Consider the following 24,881-nt stretch of genomic DNA (forward strand, 5'->3'; position numbering starts at 1 on the left):
CCTCTCCCTATCTTCTTAAACTTAATTTATGAATAGCATTTGCTTTAAAACCTACGTTGTTAAACTGAGCTTCCGGAAATTTTGAGGAGATACTCCTGCATATTGTTTGAAGGATCGGCTAAAATGGACGGCTGTGTTAAAGCCCAATTTCTCCGATATGCCCCCGACCGGTTCATCGGTGGTCCGCAATAATTTCTTCGCCTCTTCGATCCGTTTACTCATCAAATAATTATTAATCGTGTAACCTGTGACTTCCTTGAAGCAATGACACATATAGTACTTATTTAAGTGAAGCGCTGCGGAAAGATCAGCAAGATTAATGCTTTCTGTGAAATTTTGATTAATATACTGCAAGATCCGTCGTACGTTGGCCTGACTATGCGATTGTTGCTGTGAAGGAAGCATTTCAATCAAGTGCTTAGACTTACGGTAAATTTTGATCAATAATTGAATTAACAGCGTTCTCAAAACGACCTCGTGACCGAAAGATTCCCTTTCATTTTCCTGGTAAATCGATCGATAAGCGCTTTCAATTTCCCCGCGTTCTTCCACATTCCACCGAATCAATAAACCGCTTGGAGCATCAAATAACGACATCAGCTTCTCAAGCATCGCTTCTTGTAAATGCCCTTGCAGGAACGATGCGGTAAAGTTAAGATAGCTGCGCAGATAGGGAACATCCTTCTGAGGATTTACACGATGTATTGTGCCTCCATTAAAGAGCAGCATATCTCCGGGTAAAAGATCGTATATATCTTCCCCTACGACGTAATTGGCATTCCCACGAATAAAATAGTAGATCTCAAAGCCTTCGTGAGTATGCACAGGCCAGTTATACTGCCAATCGTCCGCACCCGCACGAACATAAATCCCATTTCTTTTGAGCGCAAGATTGGTGGGAGTATGAATCATCAATCCAAATCAACCCCCTTTCCGGATAGCAAGATTGTGCAAGACCAGGTGTTTTTTCGACAAAATTCGTACGCTTACAACTGAATATTAACATAGATTAATCAAAAACACATAACGGATATTGCTGTTAATTTGATCATAGTTGCTGAAAACATGATAGGCGTTTTCATATCATCCTCGATCTTCACAAGAAGGCGGACGTCCCTATCTCCAGCATTCCAATAAAAAAAAGCTACGTCAGACCGCACCGCGGTTAGCTGACATAGCACTTTTACGCATCATATTTATTTTTGGTTAGCTTGGATAAGTTCCTTGATCATGGGGTTGGCCACCGGTTTGCAATGAAGTGTACACTTCAGGCAATGTCATCGGAGTTGGACCTGCCCCTACTGCAGACCAAAAATCTTGAATGGCCGGGCTGCCGACAATACGAATCTTTCCGGCCTTCCCATAATTATTACATGATGATCTACAGATGAATCATGACGTTCACTGTCTTATTTTGAGTATAGCTGTACAATTCCTCAATACCTTCTTCGGAATCAATTCCGCTGTTTTTCTGCCCGGTATAGGGCACCCCGATGAAATGACGGGAAGTTCCATTAATCCAGGTAAATCCGGCCTCCAATTGATCGATCATTCTGAACGCTTTGTTGATATCCTTCGTCCAGACCGCTCCCGTTAACCCATAGCTGGCATCATTGGCCTGACGAATTACCTCCTGTTCATCCTCCCAGCGAATAACGCTTAACACCGGGCCGAAAATTTCTTCCTGTGCAATGCTCATATCGTTCGTAACCTCAATAAATACCGTAGGCCGGATATAATATCCTTTTTCAAATTCATCCCCGCGGGGACTCTCTCCACCCGTCAAGCAGATAGCTCCCTGCTCTTTACCCATCTTGATATAATGATGTACTTTGTCGTACTGGTTCTTCGATATGATACAGCCCATCTGTGTATCCGGATCCAACGGATGACCCACACGAATTTGTTCGATGGATTCCTTCAGCTTTAGAACAAACTCGTCATGAATGTCCTTGTGAAGAAACAATCTGCTTGTCGAGCCGCAGGACTGCCCCTGCCAGGTGAAATTCATTCCGCTCACCGCGCCTTGTACGGCTTTCTCGATATCCGCATCGGGAAAAACAATCATCGGGTTTTTGCCGCCGAGCTCCAGGCTCACATGTTTAATGGCTACTTCCGCTGCCGACATTTGAATGCGCCGCCCGGTTTCGAAGCTGCCAATTAAGGCTATCCGCTTGACTTTCGGATGACGCACCAAGGCATTACCGGTCGTTGCGCCATCACCGCTGACGATGTTAACGACACCCTTCGGAAAAATATCCTTGATTAGCTCGGCCATGAACAATGGGGCTAGCGGGGCTTGATCAGGGACTTTCAGAACCAGAGTATTGCCGGTCAGAATAGGCGCTCCAATTTTGGATGCCGCAAACATGATCGGATGATTGAAAGGGATGATCCGGCCAACCACCCCGTAGGGTTCCCTGCGGGTGATATGCCAGTTATCTACGGTAGAGGGTATGGTAACTCCTTTCATTTCCATAGCCGCTCCACACTGGTAATTCAGCATATTACAGGCCAAATGTACATCAGGAACCATGTTTGCAATCGGATTGCCTGAATTAATGGAATCCATTAATGCCAGATCCTTCGCGTTTGCTTCCAAAACGGAGATGAATTTTCTTATGAGGGCAATTCTTTCCGTCAGAGGAGTTTTGCGCCATGCCGGAAATGCTTCTGACGCCGCCTTGACAGCCCGTTCCATATCACTTTCTTGCGCAAAAGGAACTTTAGCCAAATGCTCTTTCGTCGCCGGACAGTAGGTGTCATAGGTTTCTCCCCCCAGAGCATCTACCAATTCTCCACCGATCAGCATCTTCCAAGGACGCTGCAACAGCTCTCTTGCGCGGCTTTCATTTAAATCTCTCTGTTCTCTGGACAATGATTGCCCCTCCTTCTAGTGCATACTTGACCCGCCGTCCACGTTGAGCATTTGTCCAGATACAAACTTCGCTTGATCGGACACCAGGAAAAGAATGACCCCGCTCATATCTTCAGACACTCCCGAGCGGCGAATCGATTGCCTCGATATAGCCCCTTTAATGGCAGCATCGTTAATCGTTGTGCGAGGCACATCCGTTAAAGTTAATCCTGGTGAAAGTGTGTTTACATTGATCCCAAATTCACCGATTTCTCTGGCAAGCGCACGGGTAAATCCAATGATACCTGCTTTAGACGTTACATAATGAAGGTAATAAGGCCTTCCTTCCAGTACAGTTGCCGAAGTTACATTAACAATGGTTCCCGAGCGCCGCTGCTTCATATGCGGCACAATCGCCCTACAGGATAAGAATGCGCCTCTTAAATTAATGGCCATGGCCCGATCCCATTCCTCGATAGAAATTTCTTCGAATGGCTTCATTTGTATGGTTGAGAAATAGGCCGCATTATTAATGAGAATATCGACCTTGCCCCATTGTTTAATCACTTCGTCTGCCATTCTTTTCGTGCTTTCTTCATTAGAAACATCGACTTGAACCGAGATTGCCTCGAGATGTTGATCTCTTAATTCTTGGGCAACGCTTTCAGCTTTCTCAGCATTGATCTCTGCGATGACAACTTTGGCCCCATGCTCAGCCAGTGTTTTTGCATATGCCTTTCCCAGTCCTTGTCCGCTGCCCGTAATTACAGCGACCCTGTCTTTTAAGATCATACTGAAGCAGCCCCCTATTGTATTTTTGCGATGTCATAATTTCTTTTCGTCTGCAACCCCTTCATCTCGTCAGAAATAATCTTCAAAAACAGTTTTGAACACTCAATCCCTTCACGGACCGCCTGCTGCGCCTCCAGTGTGGTGGCATGCTTCTTTAAAATCATTTCCGGTAAATTAATGGTATGAAATATCTCATCTTTACGAATTTTGTCTCCGTATAATTCAGCTACTTCCTCATCATAGCCAGCGATATTCTCCGCAAAGACGGCGGTGGCTCTTAAACCAAACAAACGTTCATTCACCAACTGCGTAGTAGCTACGACATTTAAAAAATTAAAAGGATCTTTTACATTTGAGGCTCTGCTTAAACGCCCCAGCAAGTAATCCCAGAACATAGCGTAGCCTCTGGAAGGAGTCCTTCCCAAACTTTTCGGATCATAACCGCGTTTATTCAATAGATTATTAATCCACATGGCATGGTTGTGCTCATCCTGAACCTGCTGCAATAACGCCTGCTGCGTTTTGACATCCGGCGCAATCTCCAAAGTGTGCATGACCGAGTCTCTGATGTAAATCTCGTTATAATAACCGACGAATAAACGGTTTAAAACCGACGCCTTCACTTCCTCCGGGTCTTTCTCTTCTTCATCCTTAGAAAGCCACATTTCCGTATACCCTTCGGTATCAAAATATTGATCAACTTCCTTCGTAATGTGATCAATAAAATCATCCGGATGATAAAGAAGTACATCTTGATTCGTGGTTGTCATATAAAAAACTCCCTTCATCAGTCGGTTAATGTTATGTGCTATTTTTAATCTGGAATATCCGAGCTTTTCGTGCCGCCGAAAGCAGGGATTAACTGCCCGTCGCCGCGATATCTGGATCGGCGGACCAAGTCCATTCTTGCATAGAACTGTTCGTCGTCCAGCCATCGGCTGCGGTCATAGGTTCCCTCATGAACGATCATCTCTTTGTCATGCCGATATCGCGTTTGCTGATAATTTACTGGATAGCCGATCGGCAGCGTACACGGGATATCGAAGCCGTCGGGTATGTCGAACAATTCTTTTAATCTGTCGCGATGAAATTGAAATGTCGACGCCGATGTTGTAGCGAGCCCAAAGGTTGTTGCCGCCAACCAAACAAGCAAGAGAGCCCCGCCAACGGAATGATGCAGAATTTCCTCGCATGTCCTATCTTCAATTTGCGGATAGGCCCTCTTTAGCCGGGGATCAACGAGCGGAATAAGATAAACCGGTACATTCAACATCCACCGCTTTGAGTCTACGGGAAAGCCCGGATCTGTGTTCAAATACTGCCGGTCATAGTAATCCACGTAAATTTCTCCGATTTTTCGGGTCATTTCCGGATCCTTTACGACAATGAACTCCCAAGGCTGGCTATTCGCTCCTGACGGCCCCCATCTGGCTGATTCCAAAAGACTGTTGATAATCTCGTCTGATACCGGTTTCGTCTGATAGCCCCGAACCGCACGGCGATGCTTGACAACATCCATAAAATCCGAATACAGTCCATCCTTCACATACATGCATAACCCTCCTTACAAGTTGTTTGATTTTTCTGAAAATAAAAGAGAGGCCTAGGATACAGCCTCCATAGATCGAACGTAAAATGAACTTGATCTAAGGCATACCCAGCGGACCATGCTTTAGTCGGAGAAGAAACCATAAATGCTTCATAAGATTATTGTAGCTGGGGGAATCAACCAAAGTAAAATGAGAATTTTTAATAACATGATGCAATTTATCAATACTTGAAAGAGTAGAACACCTAATCCGCAAAAGTTTCGTTAAGAATACTTTTCCTTTGGTTAGCGCTTTCTTTTAAAAGATTATAAAATAGGGAAAACAGTTCTTTATGCGGACTTGCCCGGTAAAAAAAGTAAATACTGCTTGATAGGTCCTTCGACAGATGGCATGGGATTTCCACCATTTGACCCGATTGTATTTCTTCTTCCACACAAAGATAAGGAAGAAACGTTATGATATTGCCCTGCTTGACCAACTGCTTAGCCAGCTCCAGGTTATCAATTACCATTTGGGGCTTTAATTCAATCTGTTCCTCTTTACATAGCTCTATCAATTGATGGCTGTAGTGATAAACATCCTTTTCCGGGCTGAGCAGGGCCAAAGGGTATCGGGTGAGATCATGGGCCTTAACATTACCGACCATGGCTCTCTCCGGACTTGATACCAGAACGGTCGGCTCCTTCCAGAGCAATTCTACATGATTTGCTTTTGCAATGTTGTAAGCGGAGAGCAGAACCACATCTATAATTCCTTTAGAGAACATCTCAATTAATTGATAAGGTTGGCTTACGGTTCTGATGTTCAATGGTATATATCCATAATGCTTCTGAAGGCCGGGAATAATATCCGACAGTAAATACCGTGCGCATAGGGGGGTAACACCTATTGAAAACTCGGAGTACGACGAAAATTCCAGAAGCGTCTTTGTCGCTTCATCCGAAGCAGCTATGATTTTTTTGGATTGCTCAAAAAAATATTCACCCGCCGGTGTCAATTGTATGATTTTACCTTGCCGGTGCAGCAATTTTTGCTTGAGTTCTTCTTCCAATGCGCGGATACGTGTGCTTACCGTCGGTTGGGATATATGCAAGCTCAATGCCGCTTTGGAATAGCTTTTTAATTCCACGATCTGTACGAATGTTTTGAGTTGATCGATATCCATTGCCACCACACCTGACCGATTTAATAATAAATCATACCAGCAACCACCATACACTTGTAAGCTCTATTGTAACAGTCTTTAACTGCATTCATCCACAAAAAATACAGGGGGTAACAGTTTTAGACATACAGATGAACCTATTCAAAGAGCACAACATAACAAGCTGTCCGCCGCGGCAGACAGCTTGTGCGTTATTCATGATCCGAGCAAGTGCTATTGGCCTGCCTACACTGTGTTTTTGCCCTGACTCCAGCTTCTCTATGTGTAGAGAGACTGGACGTACGCGTCACCTAAAGTTATTTCAGAACACAACGGGAACAAATATGTAAAAAGCAGCTTGCCTTATTTTGTAAGCGAGCTGCTTTTTGTAGTTTAGCTCTGGGTTCATCCAGCTTTTTCAAAGTATGCGTGAAGGCAGAGGTCTTTTATTATTCTTTATCACCAGGTAAAGATTTTGGTTTTTCATTAAACCATTTCATATAAATCCGCTCATACGTTCCGTTTTTGGAAAGCGTACGTAAAGCGTTACTGATCCGGCCGGTATAGCGGCTCCTTTTGGTTAAAGCAATAGCATATTGTTCGTTGGTCAGCGTTTTACCCACCATTTTTATTTTTCCTTTCCCGCTATGTTGAACAAAATATTTGGCATTCGGTTCATCGAAAATCACGGCATCTACCTTCTTATCCATTAACGCCTGATAGGCTTGAGATATATCCGGGTATGCCTGCACTTCCTTGATCCCTTTTTGTTTACTCAAGAAATCATATCCGGTTGTTCCGATTCGGGTGGCGACCACTTTCTTTTCTAAATCCTTGGCACTTTGGATATTTTGATTATCCGCCGCTGTAACCAAAACAAGGCCTGTGTCATAATAAGGGGTAGTAAAATCTATTTTTTTCATGCGATTGCTTTTAAGGGTGATCCCAGCGATGCCGGCATCGATTTTTCCTGATTCCACCGCCTTCACCATTTCACCCATCCCCATGGGTTTGAGTTCATATTTGAATCCGGCTTCCTTGGCAATCGCGTCCCATAATTCGATTTCAAAGCCCTTTTTTTCCTCATTCTCAACATAACTCAGCGGCTTGAGATTGTTTTCTATACCCACTTGCAACGTTTTTTTCGTTCCGCATGAGGCTAAAAGGATGACTAAGATCAAAAGCTTGAAGATCAGCAAGGCTCTCGGACACCAGTATTTCAACCTAATTCCCCTCCTTAGCGTGTTCAGGGATATTTTATCTCAGCTCATAAGTTCCTATACGAGTAACAACCTTACCGAATGAGTAATGGTTTTACGTCAGCAATGATGTGTTCAAGCTGGTTTGAGCATTGCATATACATTTGTTTTACAGCCTCATTATCCGTTGAGAGCCCGAACATCTCCATGTCCGCTTCGCATTTCTTTAATTGCGCCAATAATGAAGCCTTCTGCTGCGGCGCGGGAACTTTAAGCTGATCATCATATAAATCGACATACAGCTGCCCGTATGAATCGACTTGCCCCAGAAACACGTTCTCGATGGTTACACCCACCTTCCCCAGCTCGGTATAAAGCCATTCCCGACTTAATCCCATTGTTGCGAGAGGCTCATCCATCATTTTGCCGTCCATAATCACCGTCTGAGGTTCCTGCTCCGGTCCGACTGTAATACCCAAATGAGAGGGGGTTAAGGGCTGGTGTTCTTTTTTGACAAGAACGTTGATTTCTCCGCTAGGTTCAATGACCGCAAATTCGACGTCAGCTGTTTTGAACACATTCTTTTTTCGAAGCTGCTGGAGCAGTTCATCCGTTGACAGGCGTTCTTTCTTTATGTTATCTTCGAGAACTTTACCGTCCTTGATGAGTACGGTCGCTTTGCTGTCAATGAAATCGCGTAACCTTTTACTTTTCATTTGTAAGAATTCTATTCCTAAAGAAACCATTACCCAAACAAATAAAGATACCAATCCCAAATACCAAGTAGCTTCCATATCTAATGAAATGTATGCGGCAAGGCTGCCGATGGTAATGCCGGTAATGTACTCGAAAAAAGAAAGCTGGGAAATTTGCCGCTTCCCCAAGAGCCTTGTCATCAAGAAAAGAATTACCACAGCGAACAAGGTTCGCAAACCGACCTCTAACCAATCGGGCATGTTCCCCAACCTCCATGAATTCAACCTTCATATATCAACACATAGATTATTTGCTCCGAAGCTCGTTTTTAATGATGATAAATAATGGAATAAATATAAAACCCCACCCTTTCTTCGCTGACCATAGGGTCCGCAGCAGACTGTTGGATCGCCTGTGTAATCATTTCTTTAGCAAGCGATGCCGCAGCTTCCGCTTTTTTATATGTGTTTGCGTCAATTTGTTGTTGTGCCATGTTCAGTTAATCCTCCTGTAAGTGGTTTGTAGAACACGTCTATTGTCTTCACATGAACATTTAATATGCATGATCAGGCATCCAACAATGTTATCCACAATGTTATCCACAATGAACAAAAGCATATTTCACCTTATACCTATTGGAATGATTTTTTATTCACATATCCACATCTGCACTTATGCACAACGTTGACATCATAAGATTAAGCATATTAATATGTTTATATCGCATAGTACTTACTACCCATATCAACTCCGTTCGAACATCAGGGGCACAAAGGCCCAGAGGTTCTATTCTTGATACATACTTCTTTGGGCAGGAGCTGATGCATTGCATAACAGAAACTTTTTAATCTCAAGTTCATTCCTTGGTTTGATGCTGCTGTTTACATTAGCTTACTTGGGTAACTTTGTTAACCTGTCTCTCTTTTATGGAGTCGACTTTTTGTTTGGAAGTATCTTTATCTTGATTCTATTGAAATGGTATGGATTGAAGTGGGCGCTGATCGGATCGGTCATTGCCAGCAGTTATACTTTCCTTTTGTGGAATCACCCGTACGCCATGATTGTTTTTATCTGCGAAACGATATTCATTGGCGTTCTATATCGGCAAAAAACAAGCAATCTTGTTCTATTAGTCGCTTTGTTTTGGGTTTTTCTCGGTATGCCGATGGTTTGGTTATCGTATCATTATGTATTGGATATGAACGCCACCGCCACTTTAACGGTGATGCTCAAGGATGCGGTTAACGGTATTTTTAATGCATTAATCGCAAGCCTGATTCTTACTTTTTGGCCAACTCCCAATGGGTCTGGGCTTCATTCGAAAAAGGCTTCCATTTCTTTTTATGATACCCTCTTTAATATCTTCGTCGCCTTAATCATTTTCCCCATACTGCTGATTACCGTCATGGTTGGTCAAGAAAGAGTGAGTACCATCCATAGCGATATTCAACAAGTGACCGAGGCTCAATCTGAAATCATTCTAAACGACATCAGTCATTGGAGAAATCACCATCTTCATGCGGTAGAACAATTATCCACATTGGCTTCTGTAACAGATCTGGAGGATGTCGGCAATCTACAACTGCTTACGACTCATTTTACCCGTCAATTCCCAGATTTTCATAATATGTATATTGCTGATGCTAAAGGGACAACGATTGCTATTGAGCCCTTATATAATCAAGACGGAGACTCTACTTTAGGCTTGAATTTCTCAGATCGACCTTACTTTCAACAATTGATAGAGAAGACACGGCCCGTCATATCCGGTGTATTTTGGGAAAGGGGAGCCGTTTCGGAACCCATCGTGAATATAAGCGTTCCCATCCTGATCGAACACCAATTCCAGGGCGCTGCCGTAGGAGCTCTAAACCTTAATTATATCAATGAAAAAATCAAAACCATGACTGGGCAAACGAACCTTCACGTCACCATCCTGGATCACCACCAGAACGTCATAACAAGCACACGCCCTGCTGCTGTCGTGTTGACGCCATACAATTGGCAGCAGGGCGGGGAAATACGTTCTTTGACAAGTGATTTATATCATTGGTTCCCAGAAGAAATAAAAAATCCAATGCATCGTTGGGAAAAATCTTCGTATGTCAAGATTATGAAGATGAAAGAGCATGCCGAATGGACTATCATCGTGGAGTCTCCCATGGCCCTCTACAGGGATAGTTTGTATGTCTTTTATAACAAGATTCTAGCTATCCTGCTGCTTTTCGGACTGGTTGCTATTTTTACATCAACCATCATTAGCCGCTCGATTGTAAACCCTATTACTCAGTTAGCAGATACCACAACGGACTTACCTGACAAGATCATGGGAAAAAACTCGGTTCATTGGCCGGTTAGTTTCATGTCAGAAATTGTTATTCTAATTCACAATTTTAAGATGATGGCTGAAAAGCTTCAAAAGATGTTTCATGAAATTCAGTATTTGGCTTATTACGATAGCTTAACCGCTCTGCCTAACCGTCTTCTCTTTAAGCAGCAGACAGAGGCTATATTAAAACAAACAAAAATAGAGGGGCAGACAGCCGCTATTCTATTTTTCGATTTGGATCGGTTTAAGGTCATTAATGATACGCTTGGCCATTCGACCGGTGATCTACTGCTTCAAAAGGTTGCTGAAAGATTGAGAAATTGCTTTAGACATGATGACGTCCTTTCTCGCATGGGCGGGGACGAATTCACTGCTGTTTTGCCGAACATCACTCGTGAGCAAACAGCAGAAGTGGCTCGGCGCATTCTGGATGCCGTGTCCCAACCGATCCATATTAAAGGTCATGAATTATTTATTACCGCAAGTATTGGAATCGGCATGTACCCGGACGATGGACTGGATCATCAGGCACTTGTTAAGAACGCCGATCAAGCCATGTATTCAGCTAAAGATAAAGGCAAAAACACGTATTCATTCTATACGGAAGAAATGGATGAAGCCTCCTCGAATCAAATAATTCTTGAAACCATGATGCATAAAGCATTGGACCAGCAGGAATTTTTGCTTTACTATCAGCCTAAAATGAACGCGATGTCTGGAGCTTTAACCGGACTGGAGGCTTTGATTCGTTGGCCGCATCCGGAAAAAGGGTGGATTTCCCCGGCAGACTTTATTCCTGCCGCTGAAGAAACGGGCCTGATCCATCCCATTGGAGAGTGGGTATTGCGCTGCGCCTGCGCCCAAAATAAAGCTTGGCAGGACGCCGGGTATCCGGCGGTTTCCGTTTCCGTTAATCTGTCTGTAAGACAATTTAGAGAGCAAAGCCTGGTTCATCTCATCTCTGAAGTGCTGCAGGAGACCGGGCTGGATCCACAATATCTGGAACTCGAAATCACGGAGAACATCAGCGTTCATAATATGGAATATGTGCTTTCTGTTCTGCATCAAATCAAAAGGTTAGGAGTCAAAATTTCAATAGATGATTTCGGGACGGGCTACTCTTCACTTAGCTATCTCAAAAAGTTTCCGATCGATCAGTTGAAAATTGATCAGTCCTTCATTCGGGATATCCAGCATCAACGGGAAGACTATGCCATTGTTAAAGCGATTATTTCCATGGCGCACAGTCTCGGGCTTAACGTTGTTGCTGAAGGCGTGGAGACAGAGGGTCAATTCTCTCTATTACGCAAAATGAATTGTAATGAAATTCAAGGTTTCTTCGTCAGCGAGCCCTTTCCGCCTGAACAGATTGAGAAGGTTTTAACAACAAAATAATTTGAAACGAATTACCGCAAGTAATAAGAAAACCCCAAAAATCAGCTTAGAAGGGCTGACTTTTGGGGTTTTATACCATTATCGTTTTCTTAGAAGTTCACTTTCTCGCCTTTAAATGCAGCGATGTAAAGACGCTTCATATCTTCCGCAGTCACATCCCGCGGGTTGGAAGGCGTGCAAGGATCATGAATTGCATTGGCTGACATAGAGTCCAGATGCTTCTCGAATTCGGCTTCATTGACGCCAAACTCCTTCAGCGTTAACGGAAGCCCCATTTTTTTGTTAAGGCCCTGAAGCAACTCGGTTAAGGAATCCACCAGCTCGTCATCGCTGTTTCCGCTTAATCCAAGCATTCTTGCAATATCGGCAAAACGGGAAGCATCGGCTTTTTTATTGAAATCAATCACGTAAGGCAAGTAAATGGCATTGGCGCAGCCATGCGGAATATTCAGGATGGCGCCACTTTTATGAGCCAAGCTGTGTACAATTCCTAGAAAGCCGTTAGAGAAGGCGATGCCAGCCATAGCTTGAGCATAATGCATGGCCTCTCTTGCTTTTTTGTCACCCGCAAACGATTTTTCAATGTTGTCCACGGACATTTTGATGGACTGCATGGCCATGGGGTCAGTAAACGGATTGTTCGCTCTGGACACGTAAGCCTCAATCCCGTGGGTTAAAGCATCCATACCCGTGTAGGCCACAATCAGAGGCGGCATGGAATACGTGAGCTCCGGATCTAAAATCGAGATATCCGGAGTGATGTCATAGGTAAACACAGGATATTTCGTCCCTGTTTCATGATCCGTTATGACGGAGAAAGGCGATACATCCGTCCCGGTACCGCTTGTCGTTGAGACGGCCACAAAACGTGCCTTTTTCCTCAGCTCAGGAATCGGATTAGGAGCTTTAATTTGATTAAAATTCAGTTCAGGGTATTCGTACATGATCCACATCAGCTTGGCTGCATCGATCGGAGAACCGCCGCCAACAGAAATAATCCAGTCAGGCTCAAATTCCAGCATCTTTTGGGCGCCTTCTTGAGCGGCTTTGATGGTCGGATCGGGTTCAATCCCTTCAATTAACTGGGTTTCAAAGCCCGCTTCCCGCAAATAGGATTCGGTTTTTTCGAGATACCCCGATTTCTTAATCGACTGGCCTCCGATAACGATCGTTGCTTTTTTTCCTTTAATTGTCTTCAAAATTTCTAGGGAACCTTCCCCATAGTATATATCTCTAGGAATGGTATAACGGTTCATTGTGCAATTCTCCTTCGCTTGCGAAATGGTAGGGAAGCTTTAGGGATACAAAAATAAAGTTCTTGCTTAGGCTCCCCTCGGAATTTTAAATTTATTTATGACCTGCATGATCAATCATATATAATAAACTTACAAAATGTAAGAATGCACTTTTTTGTCCGATAGTACCCAAAACCATACTATTGTGCAGGGACAGAGATTGAAAACCGCCGTATTGGATCCCCGGCATTCACGGTCACGCTGAAGGTGTACTGAAAAACAACGGGCCCGCTGCCAGGATTCAGCCTAGGCTCAGGCCGCATTCAGGGAATATTCAGCTTTGTAGCGGATAATTCAATTCATACGGAAGACTTACACGGGAGGCCATTCGGATGAAAAGCATGAAAGGTATCAAAATACTGCTGGTCGATGACGAACCGCACATCTTGCAATTTCTGGAGCTGGGATTGACGAATGAAGGTTTCGAGGTCCGAACTGCGCCCGACGGCATGAACGCCGTCAATCTGGCACAAGAGTTCGGACCGCATGTCGTCATATTGGACGTAATGATGCCGGGCATGGACGGTTTCGAAGTGTGCCGGCTGCTGAAGAAAAGCGGGAGCAATGTTGCTGTCATTATGTTGACCGCAAAAGACGAAGTGGATGATCGGGTCAAAGGATTGACCCTGGGAGCGGACGATTATGTTGTCAAACCATTCAGCTTTGAAGAGCTGCTCGCACGCATTGGCGCACGGCTGCGCAATCAATTTCCTAGCCTCTTCGGCGAAGTAGCGTTCGGCCCCTTTCGGATTGATGACCGCAGAAAAGAGATTATTTATCAGGAGCAAGCGCTGGAGCTCTCTCCAACGGAATACGAGCTGCTTAAATTTCTGGTGATCAACCACGGCATCGTACTGAGCAAAACGAAAATTTTAGATAAGGTTTGGGGATACGACTTCGGAGGGGAAGAGAATATCGTCGAGGTATACATTCGTTCCTTGCGGGATAAATTGGCTGACAAAGAGCACCGGTTGATCCGGACGCTCAGGGGTGCCGGTTACCGGGTCGATTTGCCATGATCAGGAGCCACCTCAAGCCTGTAAAACGGTGGTTGGCTCCCCACTCGCTGCGTTTCCAGCTGCTTACCCGCTCCTTATTCATTTTGGCAGCCCTTCTCGTGCTGATCGGGGCGCTGCAATATGTGTTAATGAAAAATTTTTTATACCAGAACAAGGCGGAAACGATGACAGCCCAAATGAGGACATTCCCACGGGATGTGTTAACCCGGCCCAATCTGCTTTCAGACCGACCGGCCGGAGAAAACGCACCTGGGATGAAGCCTGAACCCAGCCGTTCAAGGGGGCCTGTTCTGTTCCTTCCAGATACGTCGCTTGCCTATATCGGTCATAACGGAAGCTTTACCGATTTAACCGAGGAGAATGGGGCGCCCTCGCCCCGTTTATCCGATGAGGAATACCATGCCTTGCAGGAGCAGGATCACCGGGGGCGGACCGCTTACCGGGTTGTACGAAACGAGGAAGGGACCGAGCAGTTGATTGTGTTCCGGCCCATCGGCGGACAGGATGGCGGAGTGCTTCAAATGGGGACGGCCACGAGTCCGATCCAGGACGTGGTCATGCGGCAGCTTCTGACGTTCGGCGCGCTGGCCTTTCTTGCTTTAGCAGGCGGCTTGGCGCTCTATTTGCCGGTTCTTCGCCGCACGCTGAATCCGCTTAATAAGATGGTAAGAGCTGTCGAGCGAACGGATGCCGGAAATTTGGCCGAAAGGTTCCCCACTGGGCAAGGGCAGCTCGAGATCGACCGCTTAGCCGAGTCCTTTAACAGCATGCTTGAGCGGCTGGAAACGTCCTTCAAGGCTGAACGGGAAGCGAAGGAGCAAATGCGGCGGTTCATTGCCGACGCCTCCCATGAATTGCGTACACCTTTGACGTCCATTCACGGCTTTCTGGAGGTGCTGCTGCGCGGGGCTGCCGACAGGCCGGAGCAGCTGTATCCCGCCTTGAACAGCATGCACGGAGAATCGAAACGGATCAAGAAGCTCGTAGAGGATCTGTTGATGCTGGCCAAGCTCGATCGTTCCCCCCAGCTTCTATTGAAGGAAACACGGCTGGATGGACTGATCCAGGAAATGGAGCCGCAACTGCGGATGCTTGCTGGAAGCCGGGCCGTTCGATTCGAACTGACAGCAGGCATCCGCGGGATATACGATTCAGATAAAATCAAACAAGTCATCTTAAACCTGTTTCACAATGCAGTTCAGCATACTGACCCGGAGAATGGGGTGATTACGGTCATCTTGTCGTCCAGTCGGAACCAGGCCGAGCTGAAGCTGTGCGATAACGGTCCCGGTATCACCGAAGAGCACGTTCCCCATGTGTTTGAACGGTTCTACCGCAGCGATGCTTCGCGAACGCGCAAATACGGCGGCGCAGGGCTCGGGCTGTCGATCACCAAATCGATTGTGGAAGCCCATAACGGTATCATCGCTGTTGAGAGCAACCCCGGTGAAGGCTGCCTGTTTTCCGTTCGTCTGCCCGCTCTTTGAACTATAGTATTTAGTTATAGGATCTGGTATCAAAACAACCCATCCCACACGGCAGCTCTCTCAAGCATACCGCAGCAGGACGGGTTATTTGGTCTCTCACAATCGTTTGTACACGGATCGCGTTATCTTAACGCTTCCCCGCAGGAACGGCGGACAATGAGCGTCGGTTCCAGCAGTATCGTTTCCAATGCAGAGTCCGTTTTGTTATTAACTCTGCGGATCAGGCGCTCAGCGGACACCTTACCCATCTCGTAAGCAGGTTGTTCAATGGTTGTCATGGGCGGATCGAGATGCTTTGCCCATGCGGTTTCATCGTAGCCCAGCACAGCGATGTCTTTGGGTACCGAAAGCCCCAGCTCCTTCAAGGCATCCAAAATCTCCAGCGTGAGGATGCTGCTCGTGGCAAATATCGCATCCGGGAGCCCCGTTTCCAATAGCTTTCCGATTTCGGTTTGGCATTCCTCTTTGTTTCGGACGATTTTGATCCAATCCGGTTGGACCGGCAAACCGTTTTCTTCCATGGCTATTCGGTATCCCTCGATCCGCTCGAGACGTGGACTGATCCCGTTGGGCGGATAAAGAAAAATGGCAATTTTCCGCTTATGGAGACGAACGAGATGCTCCACGGCCATGCGCGAGCCTTTGATGTTGTCTACAACGACCGTATCGGCTGTCACGCCCTCCACTTTACGGTTGAGAAACACCAACGGGAATTGCTTTTGGGACAAGGTCTGGAATAATGGGTTCAACCCCGTTGTAGGGTTCACGATGATGCCGTCCACCTTGCGTAAGCCGAAGCCCCTGATATGCTCCTCTTCCGATTCCAGACTGTCACGGGAATTGGCGATCATCAGGTTGTATCCGTAATGTTTGCAAACGTCCTCTATACCCTCCAGTACTTGCGACCAGAACGGGTTCCGCAGATTCGAGAGTACAAGTCCCATTACGTTTGTCTTCATCGACTTCAAGCCTTTGGCCAGCGCGTTCGGCCGATAATCCAGCTGTTCAATCGCTTTCAGCACGCGTTCTTTCGTATCTTCTGCAATGTATTGATAGTTTTTATTCAACACGCGCGAAACCGTCGCCTTGGATACCCCTGCCTTAAGCGCTACATCATCGATGGTTACCTTCATCCATATTCTCCCATTCGCAAAAAAAGTTATACCTCTATTGTATAGAATGAAAATCACCACATGTCAATAAACGATGGGATTTGTCAGGCTAAATTCCAGCGCAGGGCTGCCTGATGGACCTGCTTTGCTCTTTCAATGACCGGTCGGTCTACCATTTTGCCGTCGACCGTAAAAACACCGAGTCCCTTCGCTTCATTCTCCAGAGCATGGATGACCCGCTTAGCCCAGTCGATTTCCTGCGCAGCCGGTGTATATACTTCAGTGATGACCGGAATTTGCACGGGATGGACACACATTTGGCCTGTAAATCCTGTTGTTTTCGTCAGCCCGGCGCGGATGCGCAGGCTATCCGAGTTGTTAAAATCAGGAAACACGGAATCATAAATGCCCTGGATGCCAGCGGCCCGGGCCAGCGTCACGATACGGGATTTGAAGTAAAGCAGCTCCAAACCGGAATCCGTCAGCGTCAAATTCAGATCCACTGCCAAATCAACGGCGCCTAAAGCGACACCGGTGATCAGCGGCGATTCCAGAATGCCCTCCAGGTCGCGAACGCCCACTGCCGTTTCGATAAGGACGATCAGCTCCCCCTTGCGGTCCATAAGCTTCCATGCCTGTTCCACTTGGGCCGCACTCTCCGTCTTGGGCAGGAGCATACCCCGAACGAGCGGGTGTCCCGCCAGACGGGCGTCGTCCTCAAACCACGGCGTGCCTACTTGGTTAACACGGATGAAAATAGGCTTGGGGGGTGCCTTGTCCATAGAATCCAGCACGTCCCGAATGACGGTGCGGGCTGCCGCTTTTTCATCCGGGTGAACTGCATCCTCAACGTCCCAAATCAGGGCGTCCGCCGTACTTTGGAGGGATTTAAACAGCCGGTCGGGCCGGTTCCCCGGCGTAAACATCAAAGTTCTATATAACAAAGGTATCAACCCCTATCCATAATGTTCTATCCAACGACGAAAGGATCTCTCATTTTCTCTTCTGTCTCCACCCATACGCTTTTGACCTGCGTGTAGTCCTTCAATACCTCAAGTCCGTTCTCACGGCCATAGCCGCTCGCTTTGTAACCGCCGAACGGAGAAGCGTAGTTGGCGTTGCGGAAGGTGTTGACCCATACCGTGCCGCTGCGGATCGCGCGCGCCATCCGGTGTCCGCGGGAAATGTGGTTCGTCCACACGCCAGCCACCAGACCGTAATCGGAATCGTTGGCGATACGAATGGCTTCCTCCTCTGTATCGAACGGAATAACCGATAATACCGGCCCGAAGATTTCTTCGCGTGCTACGCGCATGTCGTTGGTGACATTGGTCAGGATGGTCGGTTCAAAGAACAGTCCCTGCTGCAGGTCCGCTGCTTCCGGACGTTTGCCGCCCAGCAGCACCTCGGCGCCTTCCTGCTTGGCAATATCCACGTAATACGCCACCTTCTCCAGCTGCGAACGGTTAGCAAGCGGGCCGACTTCCGTATTCCAGTCGCTCGGATCGCCCAGCTTGATTTGACGGGAGCGTTCTGCCAGCTTGTTCAGAAACTCGTCGTAGATCGAACGCTGAAGCAGCAGTCTGGACCCGGCGCTGCACGTCTGGCCGCAGGCAGCGTATATCCCTGCCATAACGCCCATGACCGCGTTGTCGAGGTTCGCATCTTCAAACACGATGTTCGGAGATTTGCCGCCCAGCTCGAGCGTGATCCGCTTAATGTGGTTGCCGGCCAGGGAGGCCAGTGATCGCCCTGTATCGGTCCCGCCGGTGAACGAAATTTTGTCAACGCCCGGATGCTGAACGAGATAATTGCCGATGCGGCTGCCAGGTCCGGTAACGATGTTGAACACCCCTGCAGGAAACCCTGCTTCCTCTACCAGCTTGGCGAATTCCAGGATGGAGCATGGCGTTGTGGAGGAAGGCTTAATCACCATAACGTTCCCTGCAGCCAGTGCAGGTGCCGCTTTCCACGTTGTGAGCAGGAGCGGCGAATTCCACGGTGTGATTGCTCCGACAACGCCGATCGGTTCCCGCAGCGTATAGTTCAGCACCGACGTTTTGTTGAGCGGAATGACATCTCCGTGAATTTTATCGGCCATGCCCCCGAAATAGATGTAGTAATCGACCAGTGATTTCAGGTGCGCCGTGGTCTCCCGGATCAGCTTGCCGTTGTCCCGGGTTTCGATTTGTGCCAGACGGTCGATGTTTTGTTCGATCAGATGCGCTAGACGGATGAGAAGACGTCCTCTTTCGCTATTGGACATTTTGGACCACGGACCTTCGTCGAACGCCTTGCGCGCCGCTTGCACGGCCAGATCAATATCCGCTTCCCCGCCGATGGGTACGCTGGCCCAAGCTTCGTTCGTATAAGGATTAATCGATTCGGAGCGCTCTCCGGACTGCGACTCTAACCACTGCCCGCCGATGTAAAGTTTATACTTTTCCATAGTCATCCTCCCGGTTATACGTTATATGATTTCATTTTTCTTCAATTCATTCATTGCGGCTTTGCTTAAGCCGAGCTTGCTGTACACTTCATCGTTACATGCCCCTTTATCCAATCCGCTGTGCCGAATTCGCCCCGGAGTCCGGGATAGCTTCGGCGCCGTGTTCAGCATTTTGATCTTTCCGAAATCACCGTCAGGCACTTCGACGATATTGCCCCTCTCCTGGAAATGGGGGTCTTTAAAAATATCTTCCACTGTATAGGTCGGCGCAATCGTTGCATCGCACTCGTGGAAACGTGCCAGCACTTCCGTCTGCGTGTGGCGTGATATCCATTCGGCGATAACGCCTTCGATTTCTTCGGCGTGCTGCAGCCGGGTTTGGTTGTCTTTAAATTTCGGGTCGGCAATCAGATCTTCTCTCTCGACCGCTTTCAGAATGCGTTCGACAATCGGCTGCGAGCTGCCCGAGATGGCCACCCATTTGCCGTCCGACGTCTGATACAAATTCCGTGGGACTGTCCACTGAGTACGATTTCCCATTCGCTTCGGCAGGATGCCGAGCTGGTCGAACTCCATCACTTGATTGCCAAGCATGCCCATGAGCGCCTCATAAATCGGCAGATCGATAAACTGTCCTTTGCCGTTCTCGGAATGATCGCGTTCGTATACTGCCACCATCGTGGCATAGGCTCCAAGCAGCGCTGTCGCCTGATCGGCGAGCGCAAGGTTGGGCAGCAGCGGCCCCCGATCGGGATACCCGTTGATTTCGGCAAATCCGCTGAGCGCTTCAGCCAATGTGCCGAAACCGGGCCTGTCGCTATAAGGGCCTTCCACACCGAAACCAGACACCTGGACAAGAATGAGGCCAGGATTGCGGGCACTCAATGTTTCGTAGCTGATACCCCATTTTTTCAGGGTTTGCGGCCGAAAGTTGGTGATGACGACGTCTGCTGTTTCCGTCAGCTTCATAAACAGCTCCTGTCCTTCCGGTTTACCCAAATTCAAGGTGACCGGCTTTTTGTTGCGTGAAACAAGCTTCCACTCCAGCGATTTGCCTTCTTTCTGCCGACCGGCGTTACGCAGAGGATCACCCGTTGGATGTTCAACCTTGATCACTTCGGCACCAAAATCTCCTAAATAGGTGGCCAGCATAGGCCCTGCCAAAATGGTCGAGGCATCAACCACCCGTAGTCCCGCAAGAGGCAATCCGCCCCGCTTCTGATCGTTCATCCTCATCACCTCGTCTTTTCGTATATGTTACTTCCAGGGATAAAGCACAGGCTTGATCTCTTGGAACGACTGCATTCGTTTTAATGCTACGTTAACGTCTTTTAGCGAATATTCGTTGGAAATTAGCTTGCTGAATGGCAGGTCCTGCTGATGCTTGTCAATGAACTGCAGCGCCTTCCAATAATGGCTGATATCACCGGAAAAAGATCCAAACACCTTCAGATTTTTCTTCGTAATCATGGAAGGCTGGATCGTCACCTTCCCTTCGCCAAGTTGGCCGACGACCATATATCGTGCGCCTTTGGCGACAATCTCCAGCCCTTCAACAAAAGCTCCGGGATGACCGGAAAACTCGAATGCCATGGTAGGCCCGCGGCCTCCCGTTTCCTCCATTACGATAGCCTTTCTGGCTTCGGGGTCATGCTGCTCTACGGAGATAATGCAGTCGGCACCGAACTCCTTCGCCAGCTTCAGACGGCTGTCCGGGGCACCGATGGCTATAATCTTTTTCGCACCCGACACTTTAGCTACCCCGATGGCCAATAAGCCTAGGGGTCCCGTACCCTGTACAAGCACGGTGTCCGTCGGACGAATCGTACCGACCTGATCAAACGCGTTAATCACCGAGCGGAAGGCGCAGCTGCTCAGGCTTGCCAATTTGTCCTCGACACTGTCCGGTACTTTAATTCGTCCCGATTCCGGTACGACATATCCGTATTGCGAGAACCCTCCCATCAGAAAAGGAGGCTTTTCCATCGTTTCATACATATAAGCACGGCGATGGTGGCAAAGCGTTGGCTGCCTTTCTACAGTGCAGTAGTAACAGGAGCCGCAGCTTGTGTGGGACCAAATGATCCGGTCTCCGACCTGGAGAGGCTGTCCGACCGAATCTTGATCGGCGTTCGGACCCATCGCCACGATCCTGCCCACCATTTCGTGTCCAAGAATGACGGGTAAATCGACTTTCAGGGAAAGCGCACCTTCCCACAGATGCACGTCCGTGCCGCAGATCGAGCAGCAGTCGATTTGCACCAGCAGCGCTTGAGGCTCTAGTTGCTGCGGCACCGGGACCTCCTCAATTCCGATTTCCTTGCCAAATTCTCGTACGACCGCCGCTTGAGACGTTTTGGGTAGCTGCATGTCAGTCCATAAGCTCCTCTCATAGTTCGATTTACTTGAATTCGTTATTTAAACCAAAGGCTTAATCCCGGCATAAATGTGATTAGGCCCAGGATGACCACTGCTGCTATGAAAAAACAAGCAACATAGGGCATCATCTCCACTAGCGAGCTGTTATTTGTTTTTGCAGCCACGAACAAGTTAGCCGCCATCGGAGGGGTAATCAGTCCAAGCTCGATGTTGGTCACGAGCATGATACCGAAGTGGATCGGATCCATCCCGAATTGCATAGCCGCCGGATAAAGAAGCGGGGCCATCAGCAGTACGGCGGCGTTTGTTTCCATGAACATGCCTACCAAAAACAAAATCAGATTGACAATGATCAAGAACATGATCTTGTTCTCCGTGATGTTGTGTATCGCGTCCGTAAGGGTCTGAGGAACCTGCTCCAAGATCATGTAATTATTGAAAATGGACGTAAAGGCGATGATACATAAAATCGAAATAGAGGTGAGTGCCGCTTTATAAAACACTCCGGACAGCTCGCGCATTTTGATCGTTTTGCCCACTAGCGCCAACACTAGGCCGTACACACAAGCCACCGCAGCTGCTTCTGTCGGCGTAAAGATGCCCCCGTATATTCCGCCAAGTACGATCACGGGCATGATCAGTACAGGAATCGACTGGACAAACGTAAATCTCTTGCTCTGCTGGAAAACTGGGGTTTCACCGCTCCCCTGTTCCCCTTTCGGGTTCTTCAACACCCGGTTAACAAGCAGAAAATGCACGATGGAAAAGGCAATCACCATGAGAACGCCAGGTACCAACGTTGCAAGGAACAAATCGGAGATCGAAGCGCCTACTGCCGCACCATACACGATCAACGGAATAGAAGGCGGAATCAAAACGCCAAGCAGCCCGCAGGATCCCATCAAAGCCGCCACATATCCCCGTTCGTATCCTTTGTCGACCATCCGGTTGCCGATGATGCTGCTGATGGCGGCCACAGTAGCTACCGAAGAACCCGTGATAGCACCGATGAACGCACTGGCCAGAATCGTCACATATCCGAGCATGCCCTTAAGCCAGTACAGGAACATTTCGGCGAGTTCGATCAGCCGGCCAATCAGCTTGCCTTGATTCATGATTTGTCCGGTCAAGATGAAGAACGGTATGGACAGAAGAAGAAAGGAGTTGATCGTCTGATACGGCAGAGATGCAAAGGTATCGAGCGGCAGCCCGTTCATCTTCGCTCCGAGAAAAGCCGATAACGCAAATGCCGCGCCGATCGGTACGGCAATAATCAATAGAATGAAGACACTAACGATAACCAGGGTCATAAAGAACTCACCTCACTTCTTCTGTAGGACGCATATCGCGGATCATCAGAAGCAATTGGATCACCGCATGAAAAATGGCAAGGCCTGCACCAATCACTAGTGCACCAATTGGCAGCATGATCGGAATCCCTAGCTCGATGGTTTTCTCACCGGACTTGACGATATAGGTAAAGAACGGATACACAATCGTAATGAGCACAATACTGAAGGTCAGCATGAGAATCTCAGACAAAAAATGAACCACCTTCCGCAGCTTGGGCGCCCGCAGCAGATCCATCACTTCAATCGTGATATGGTCTTTCGTATAAACGGCCAAACCGAATCCGATAAAGGTCAGAACACAAATACTGAGCAAACCGATGTCTACCGTCCCCATTAAAGGCAAGCCAAGGGCTCGAAAACAAACCTGCAGAAAGATGGAAATCAGCATGACCACAAAAGCAATGATGACGATCGCTTTTTCGACCCGTGCAATTGTATTTTCGATACGCTCCAACACATTAACCACCACCGTATCATAAAATGTGTCCGCAGCTACATGGATTCGCTTACCCGGCTGCGCCCGATGTTTTTATTTCAACGCTGCAATTTCTTCTCTCAGCTTATTCATTCGGTTTGCACCGTAGACGTCGGCGAATTTATCCCATAAGGATTGGCCGAGGTCTTTGAAAGCTGCTATTTCCTCCGGCGACAAATCGATGACCTCAATGTTTTCGTCCTTCAACTTTTGCACGTAGGAATCGATCAGCTTGCGGTTCTCCGAAATTTGCCACTGCTGTGTTTCCGCTGCGGCTTCTTCCAATGCCTTTTGCTGTTCAGGCGTCAAGCTGTCCCACGTCTTCTGGCTGATGCTCATCGTCCCGGATGCATAAACGTGATTGAGACGGGTAATGTATTTGTTTGTCTCATGCAGCTTGTTGTCGTAAGTAATAATCAGGCCGTTGTCTTGTCCGTCGACGACGCCTTGCTGTAAGGAGGTATACAGTTCCGGCATCGGGATGGATACCGCTTGGGATTCAACCGCTTCAAAGAATCCTTTGATCGCGCGGGAGCCCGGCACCCTCAGCTTGAGCCCCTTCATATCCGCAGGTGTTTTGACAAGATGCTTCGAGTTCGTCAATCCGCGAAACTCCAGCTCGTAGAAGCCCAGAGCATGAATATTATGCTTTTTCAGCGTTTCTTTGATTGTCGTCGGAATGATGCCGCTGCCGTAGAAGAGCTTATCCGCCTGCTCGTTGTTCTCCGCAATGTAAGGCAAATAGCTGAAATCCAGCAATGGATCCATCCCTGCGAGCGATCCTTGATTCAAGAAGGCCATATCGAGTGTGCCACGGGAAAGATTCTGCCCAAGCGCTTCGTCACCTCCGATTTGGCTTGCCGGGAAAACGCTGATTTTCACCGCACCGCTTGTTTTCTGCTCGACCAGCTCGGCTAATTTTTTGGAGGCTTGATCCGTGACGCTGTTCGCGGCAAACACATGACCCAAACGCATATTGACCGTCTTGGTCTCTCCCGAAGGAGCAGCCGAACCACCGGAAGAAGATGAAGAGCAACCAGCTGCAATCAAAGAAACGGCGGTAGTCAAAGCAATGCATATCATGAACGGTTTAGATTTTCTGAACATATTTGCAACTCCCCTCAGTATTTGTAAACTTTGACGGCTTCCGCTGACTGAACTTGATGTGATTGTTTTCTTGCTGCAAACCTAAACTTGACGAATTGTACACCTCCTTCAATTTCCGAAACCGTTTTCTGAAATCGGTTTCGGAAACGACCAAAAAAATAATCCAGCAGAGAACCTTCTTGTAACCGTTTTCTGAAATCGATTTCGAGAATTATATTACCAATTTTATTTTTCTATTGTCAAT

22 protein-coding genes are annotated in these 24,881 nt (G+C 47.6%); 3 read left to right on the plus strand and 19 right to left on the minus strand.

Annotated elements, in window-relative coordinates:
* Nucleotides 1-51: 51 nt before the first annotated feature.
* The 10 genes from JOE45_RS13490 to JOE45_RS13535 all read right to left on the minus strand — a co-directional run bounded on the left by JOE45_RS13490 (nucleotide 52) and on the right by JOE45_RS13535 (nucleotide 8,731).
* Complete coding sequence (locus tag JOE45_RS13490; RefSeq protein ID WP_210019722.1) at nucleotides 52-915, minus strand: AraC family transcriptional regulator; 864 nt, start codon at nucleotides 913-915, stop codon at nucleotides 52-54.
* A 291-nt stretch (nucleotides 916-1,206) separates the two neighbouring features.
* Nucleotides 1,207-1,389 (minus strand): hypothetical protein, encoded by a 183-nt coding sequence (locus tag JOE45_RS23545; protein WP_348632599.1) that lies wholly within the window; start codon nucleotides 1,387-1,389, stop codon nucleotides 1,207-1,209.
* Nucleotides 1,382-2,878, minus strand: coding sequence for an aldehyde dehydrogenase family protein (locus JOE45_RS13500; RefSeq protein ID WP_210019721.1), 1,497 nt, complete (start codon nucleotides 2,876-2,878; stop codon nucleotides 1,382-1,384). Before JOE45_RS13500 ends, JOE45_RS23545 begins: the two co-directional genes overlap by 8 nt.
* Nucleotides 2,879-2,893: 15 nt before the next feature.
* On the minus strand, nucleotides 2,894-3,649 hold the full coding sequence (locus JOE45_RS13505; protein WP_210019720.1) for an SDR family NAD(P)-dependent oxidoreductase: 756 nt from the start codon (nucleotides 3,647-3,649) through the stop codon (nucleotides 2,894-2,896).
* Between the two features lie 14 nt (nucleotides 3,650-3,663).
* On the minus strand, nucleotides 3,664-4,419 hold the full coding sequence (locus JOE45_RS13510) for a hypothetical protein (RefSeq protein ID WP_210019719.1): 756 nt from the start codon (nucleotides 4,417-4,419) through the stop codon (nucleotides 3,664-3,666).
* Between the two features lie 44 nt (nucleotides 4,420-4,463).
* Nucleotides 4,464-5,201 carry a nitroreductase family protein gene (locus JOE45_RS13515; RefSeq protein ID WP_210019718.1) on the minus strand — a complete coding sequence of 246 codons (738 nt, stop codon included), beginning with the start codon at nucleotides 5,199-5,201 and terminating at the stop codon, nucleotides 4,464-4,466.
* A gap of 242 nt (nucleotides 5,202-5,443) precedes the next feature.
* The gene (locus tag JOE45_RS13520) at nucleotides 5,444-6,364 is read right to left on the minus strand and encodes a LysR family transcriptional regulator (protein ID WP_210019717.1); all 921 of its coding nucleotides are present in this window, start codon (nucleotides 6,362-6,364) and stop codon (nucleotides 5,444-5,446) included.
* A 428-nt stretch (nucleotides 6,365-6,792) separates the two neighbouring features.
* On the minus strand, nucleotides 6,793-7,566 hold the full coding sequence (locus tag JOE45_RS13525) for a transporter substrate-binding domain-containing protein (protein WP_210019716.1): 774 nt from the start codon (nucleotides 7,564-7,566) through the stop codon (nucleotides 6,793-6,795).
* A 71-nt stretch (nucleotides 7,567-7,637) separates the two neighbouring features.
* A complete protein-coding gene (locus JOE45_RS13530) occupies nucleotides 7,638-8,498 on the minus strand; it encodes a DUF421 domain-containing protein (RefSeq protein WP_210019715.1) in 861 nt (286 codons plus the stop codon).
* 68 nt (nucleotides 8,499-8,566) lie between these two features.
* Nucleotides 8,567-8,731 (minus strand): hypothetical protein, encoded by a 165-nt coding sequence (locus tag JOE45_RS13535; RefSeq protein ID WP_210019714.1) that lies wholly within the window; start codon nucleotides 8,729-8,731, stop codon nucleotides 8,567-8,569.
* Nucleotides 8,732-9,064: 333 nt separating this feature from the next.
* Between JOE45_RS13535 and JOE45_RS13540 the strand changes: the two genes are divergently transcribed.
* The gene (locus JOE45_RS13540; RefSeq protein ID WP_210019713.1) at nucleotides 9,065-11,962 is read left to right on the plus strand and encodes an EAL domain-containing protein; all 2,898 of its coding nucleotides are present in this window, start codon (nucleotides 9,065-9,067) and stop codon (nucleotides 11,960-11,962) included.
* Nucleotides 11,963-12,051: 89 nt separating this feature from the next.
* On the opposite strand, the gene JOE45_RS13545 is transcribed toward JOE45_RS13540, so the two are convergent.
* Nucleotides 12,052-13,218: an iron-containing alcohol dehydrogenase gene (locus JOE45_RS13545; RefSeq protein WP_210019712.1), complete on the minus strand. Its 1,167-nt coding sequence runs from the start codon at nucleotides 13,216-13,218 to the stop codon at nucleotides 12,052-12,054.
* Between the two features lie 371 nt (nucleotides 13,219-13,589).
* On the opposite strand from JOE45_RS13545, the gene JOE45_RS13550 reads away from it, so the two are divergent.
* Nucleotides 13,590-14,276: a response regulator transcription factor gene (locus JOE45_RS13550; RefSeq protein ID WP_210019711.1), complete on the plus strand. Its 687-nt coding sequence runs from the start codon at nucleotides 13,590-13,592 to the stop codon at nucleotides 14,274-14,276.
* Nucleotides 14,273-15,763, plus strand: a complete 1,491-nt coding sequence (locus JOE45_RS13555; protein ID WP_210019710.1) for a sensor histidine kinase — start codon at nucleotides 14,273-14,275, stop codon at nucleotides 15,761-15,763. Before JOE45_RS13550 ends, JOE45_RS13555 begins: the two co-directional genes overlap by 4 nt.
* A gap of 122 nt (nucleotides 15,764-15,885) precedes the next feature.
* Here the strand turns inward: JOE45_RS13555 and JOE45_RS13560 are convergent, their stop codons facing one another.
* From JOE45_RS13560 to JOE45_RS13595, 8 genes are all read right to left on the minus strand, one after another.
* Nucleotides 15,886-16,896 (minus strand): LacI family DNA-binding transcriptional regulator, encoded by a 1,011-nt coding sequence (locus JOE45_RS13560; protein WP_210019709.1) that lies wholly within the window; start codon nucleotides 16,894-16,896, stop codon nucleotides 15,886-15,888.
* 83 nt (nucleotides 16,897-16,979) lie between these two features.
* A complete protein-coding gene (locus JOE45_RS13565) occupies nucleotides 16,980-17,819 on the minus strand; it encodes an HpcH/HpaI aldolase/citrate lyase family protein (RefSeq protein ID WP_210019708.1) in 840 nt (279 codons plus the stop codon).
* Between the two features lie 26 nt (nucleotides 17,820-17,845).
* Entirely contained in the window at nucleotides 17,846-19,324 is a 1,479-nt protein-coding gene (locus tag JOE45_RS13570) for an aldehyde dehydrogenase (RefSeq protein WP_210019707.1), read from the minus strand.
* Nucleotides 19,325-19,345: 21 nt separating this feature from the next.
* Nucleotides 19,346-20,554, minus strand: a complete 1,209-nt coding sequence (locus JOE45_RS13575) for a CaiB/BaiF CoA transferase family protein (RefSeq protein ID WP_210019706.1) — start codon at nucleotides 20,552-20,554, stop codon at nucleotides 19,346-19,348.
* 27 nt (nucleotides 20,555-20,581) lie between these two features.
* On the minus strand, nucleotides 20,582-21,694 hold the full coding sequence (locus tag JOE45_RS13580) for a zinc-binding dehydrogenase (RefSeq protein WP_210019705.1): 1,113 nt from the start codon (nucleotides 21,692-21,694) through the stop codon (nucleotides 20,582-20,584).
* A 44-nt stretch (nucleotides 21,695-21,738) separates the two neighbouring features.
* Nucleotides 21,739-23,013, minus strand: a complete 1,275-nt coding sequence (locus JOE45_RS13585) for a TRAP transporter large permease (RefSeq protein WP_210019704.1) — start codon at nucleotides 23,011-23,013, stop codon at nucleotides 21,739-21,741.
* Nucleotides 23,014-23,020: 7 nt separating this feature from the next.
* The gene (locus JOE45_RS13590) at nucleotides 23,021-23,509 is read right to left on the minus strand and encodes a TRAP transporter small permease (protein WP_210019703.1); all 489 of its coding nucleotides are present in this window, start codon (nucleotides 23,507-23,509) and stop codon (nucleotides 23,021-23,023) included.
* 75 nt (nucleotides 23,510-23,584) lie between these two features.
* On the minus strand, nucleotides 23,585-24,637 hold the full coding sequence (locus JOE45_RS13595) for a TRAP transporter substrate-binding protein (RefSeq protein ID WP_210019702.1): 1,053 nt from the start codon (nucleotides 24,635-24,637) through the stop codon (nucleotides 23,585-23,587).
* Between the last annotated feature and the right edge of the window lie 244 nt (nucleotides 24,638-24,881).

The sequence above is a fragment of the Paenibacillus sp. PvR098 genome, assembly GCF_017833255.1.
Taxonomy (GTDB): Bacteria; Bacillota; Bacilli; order Paenibacillales; family NBRC-103111; genus Paenibacillus_G.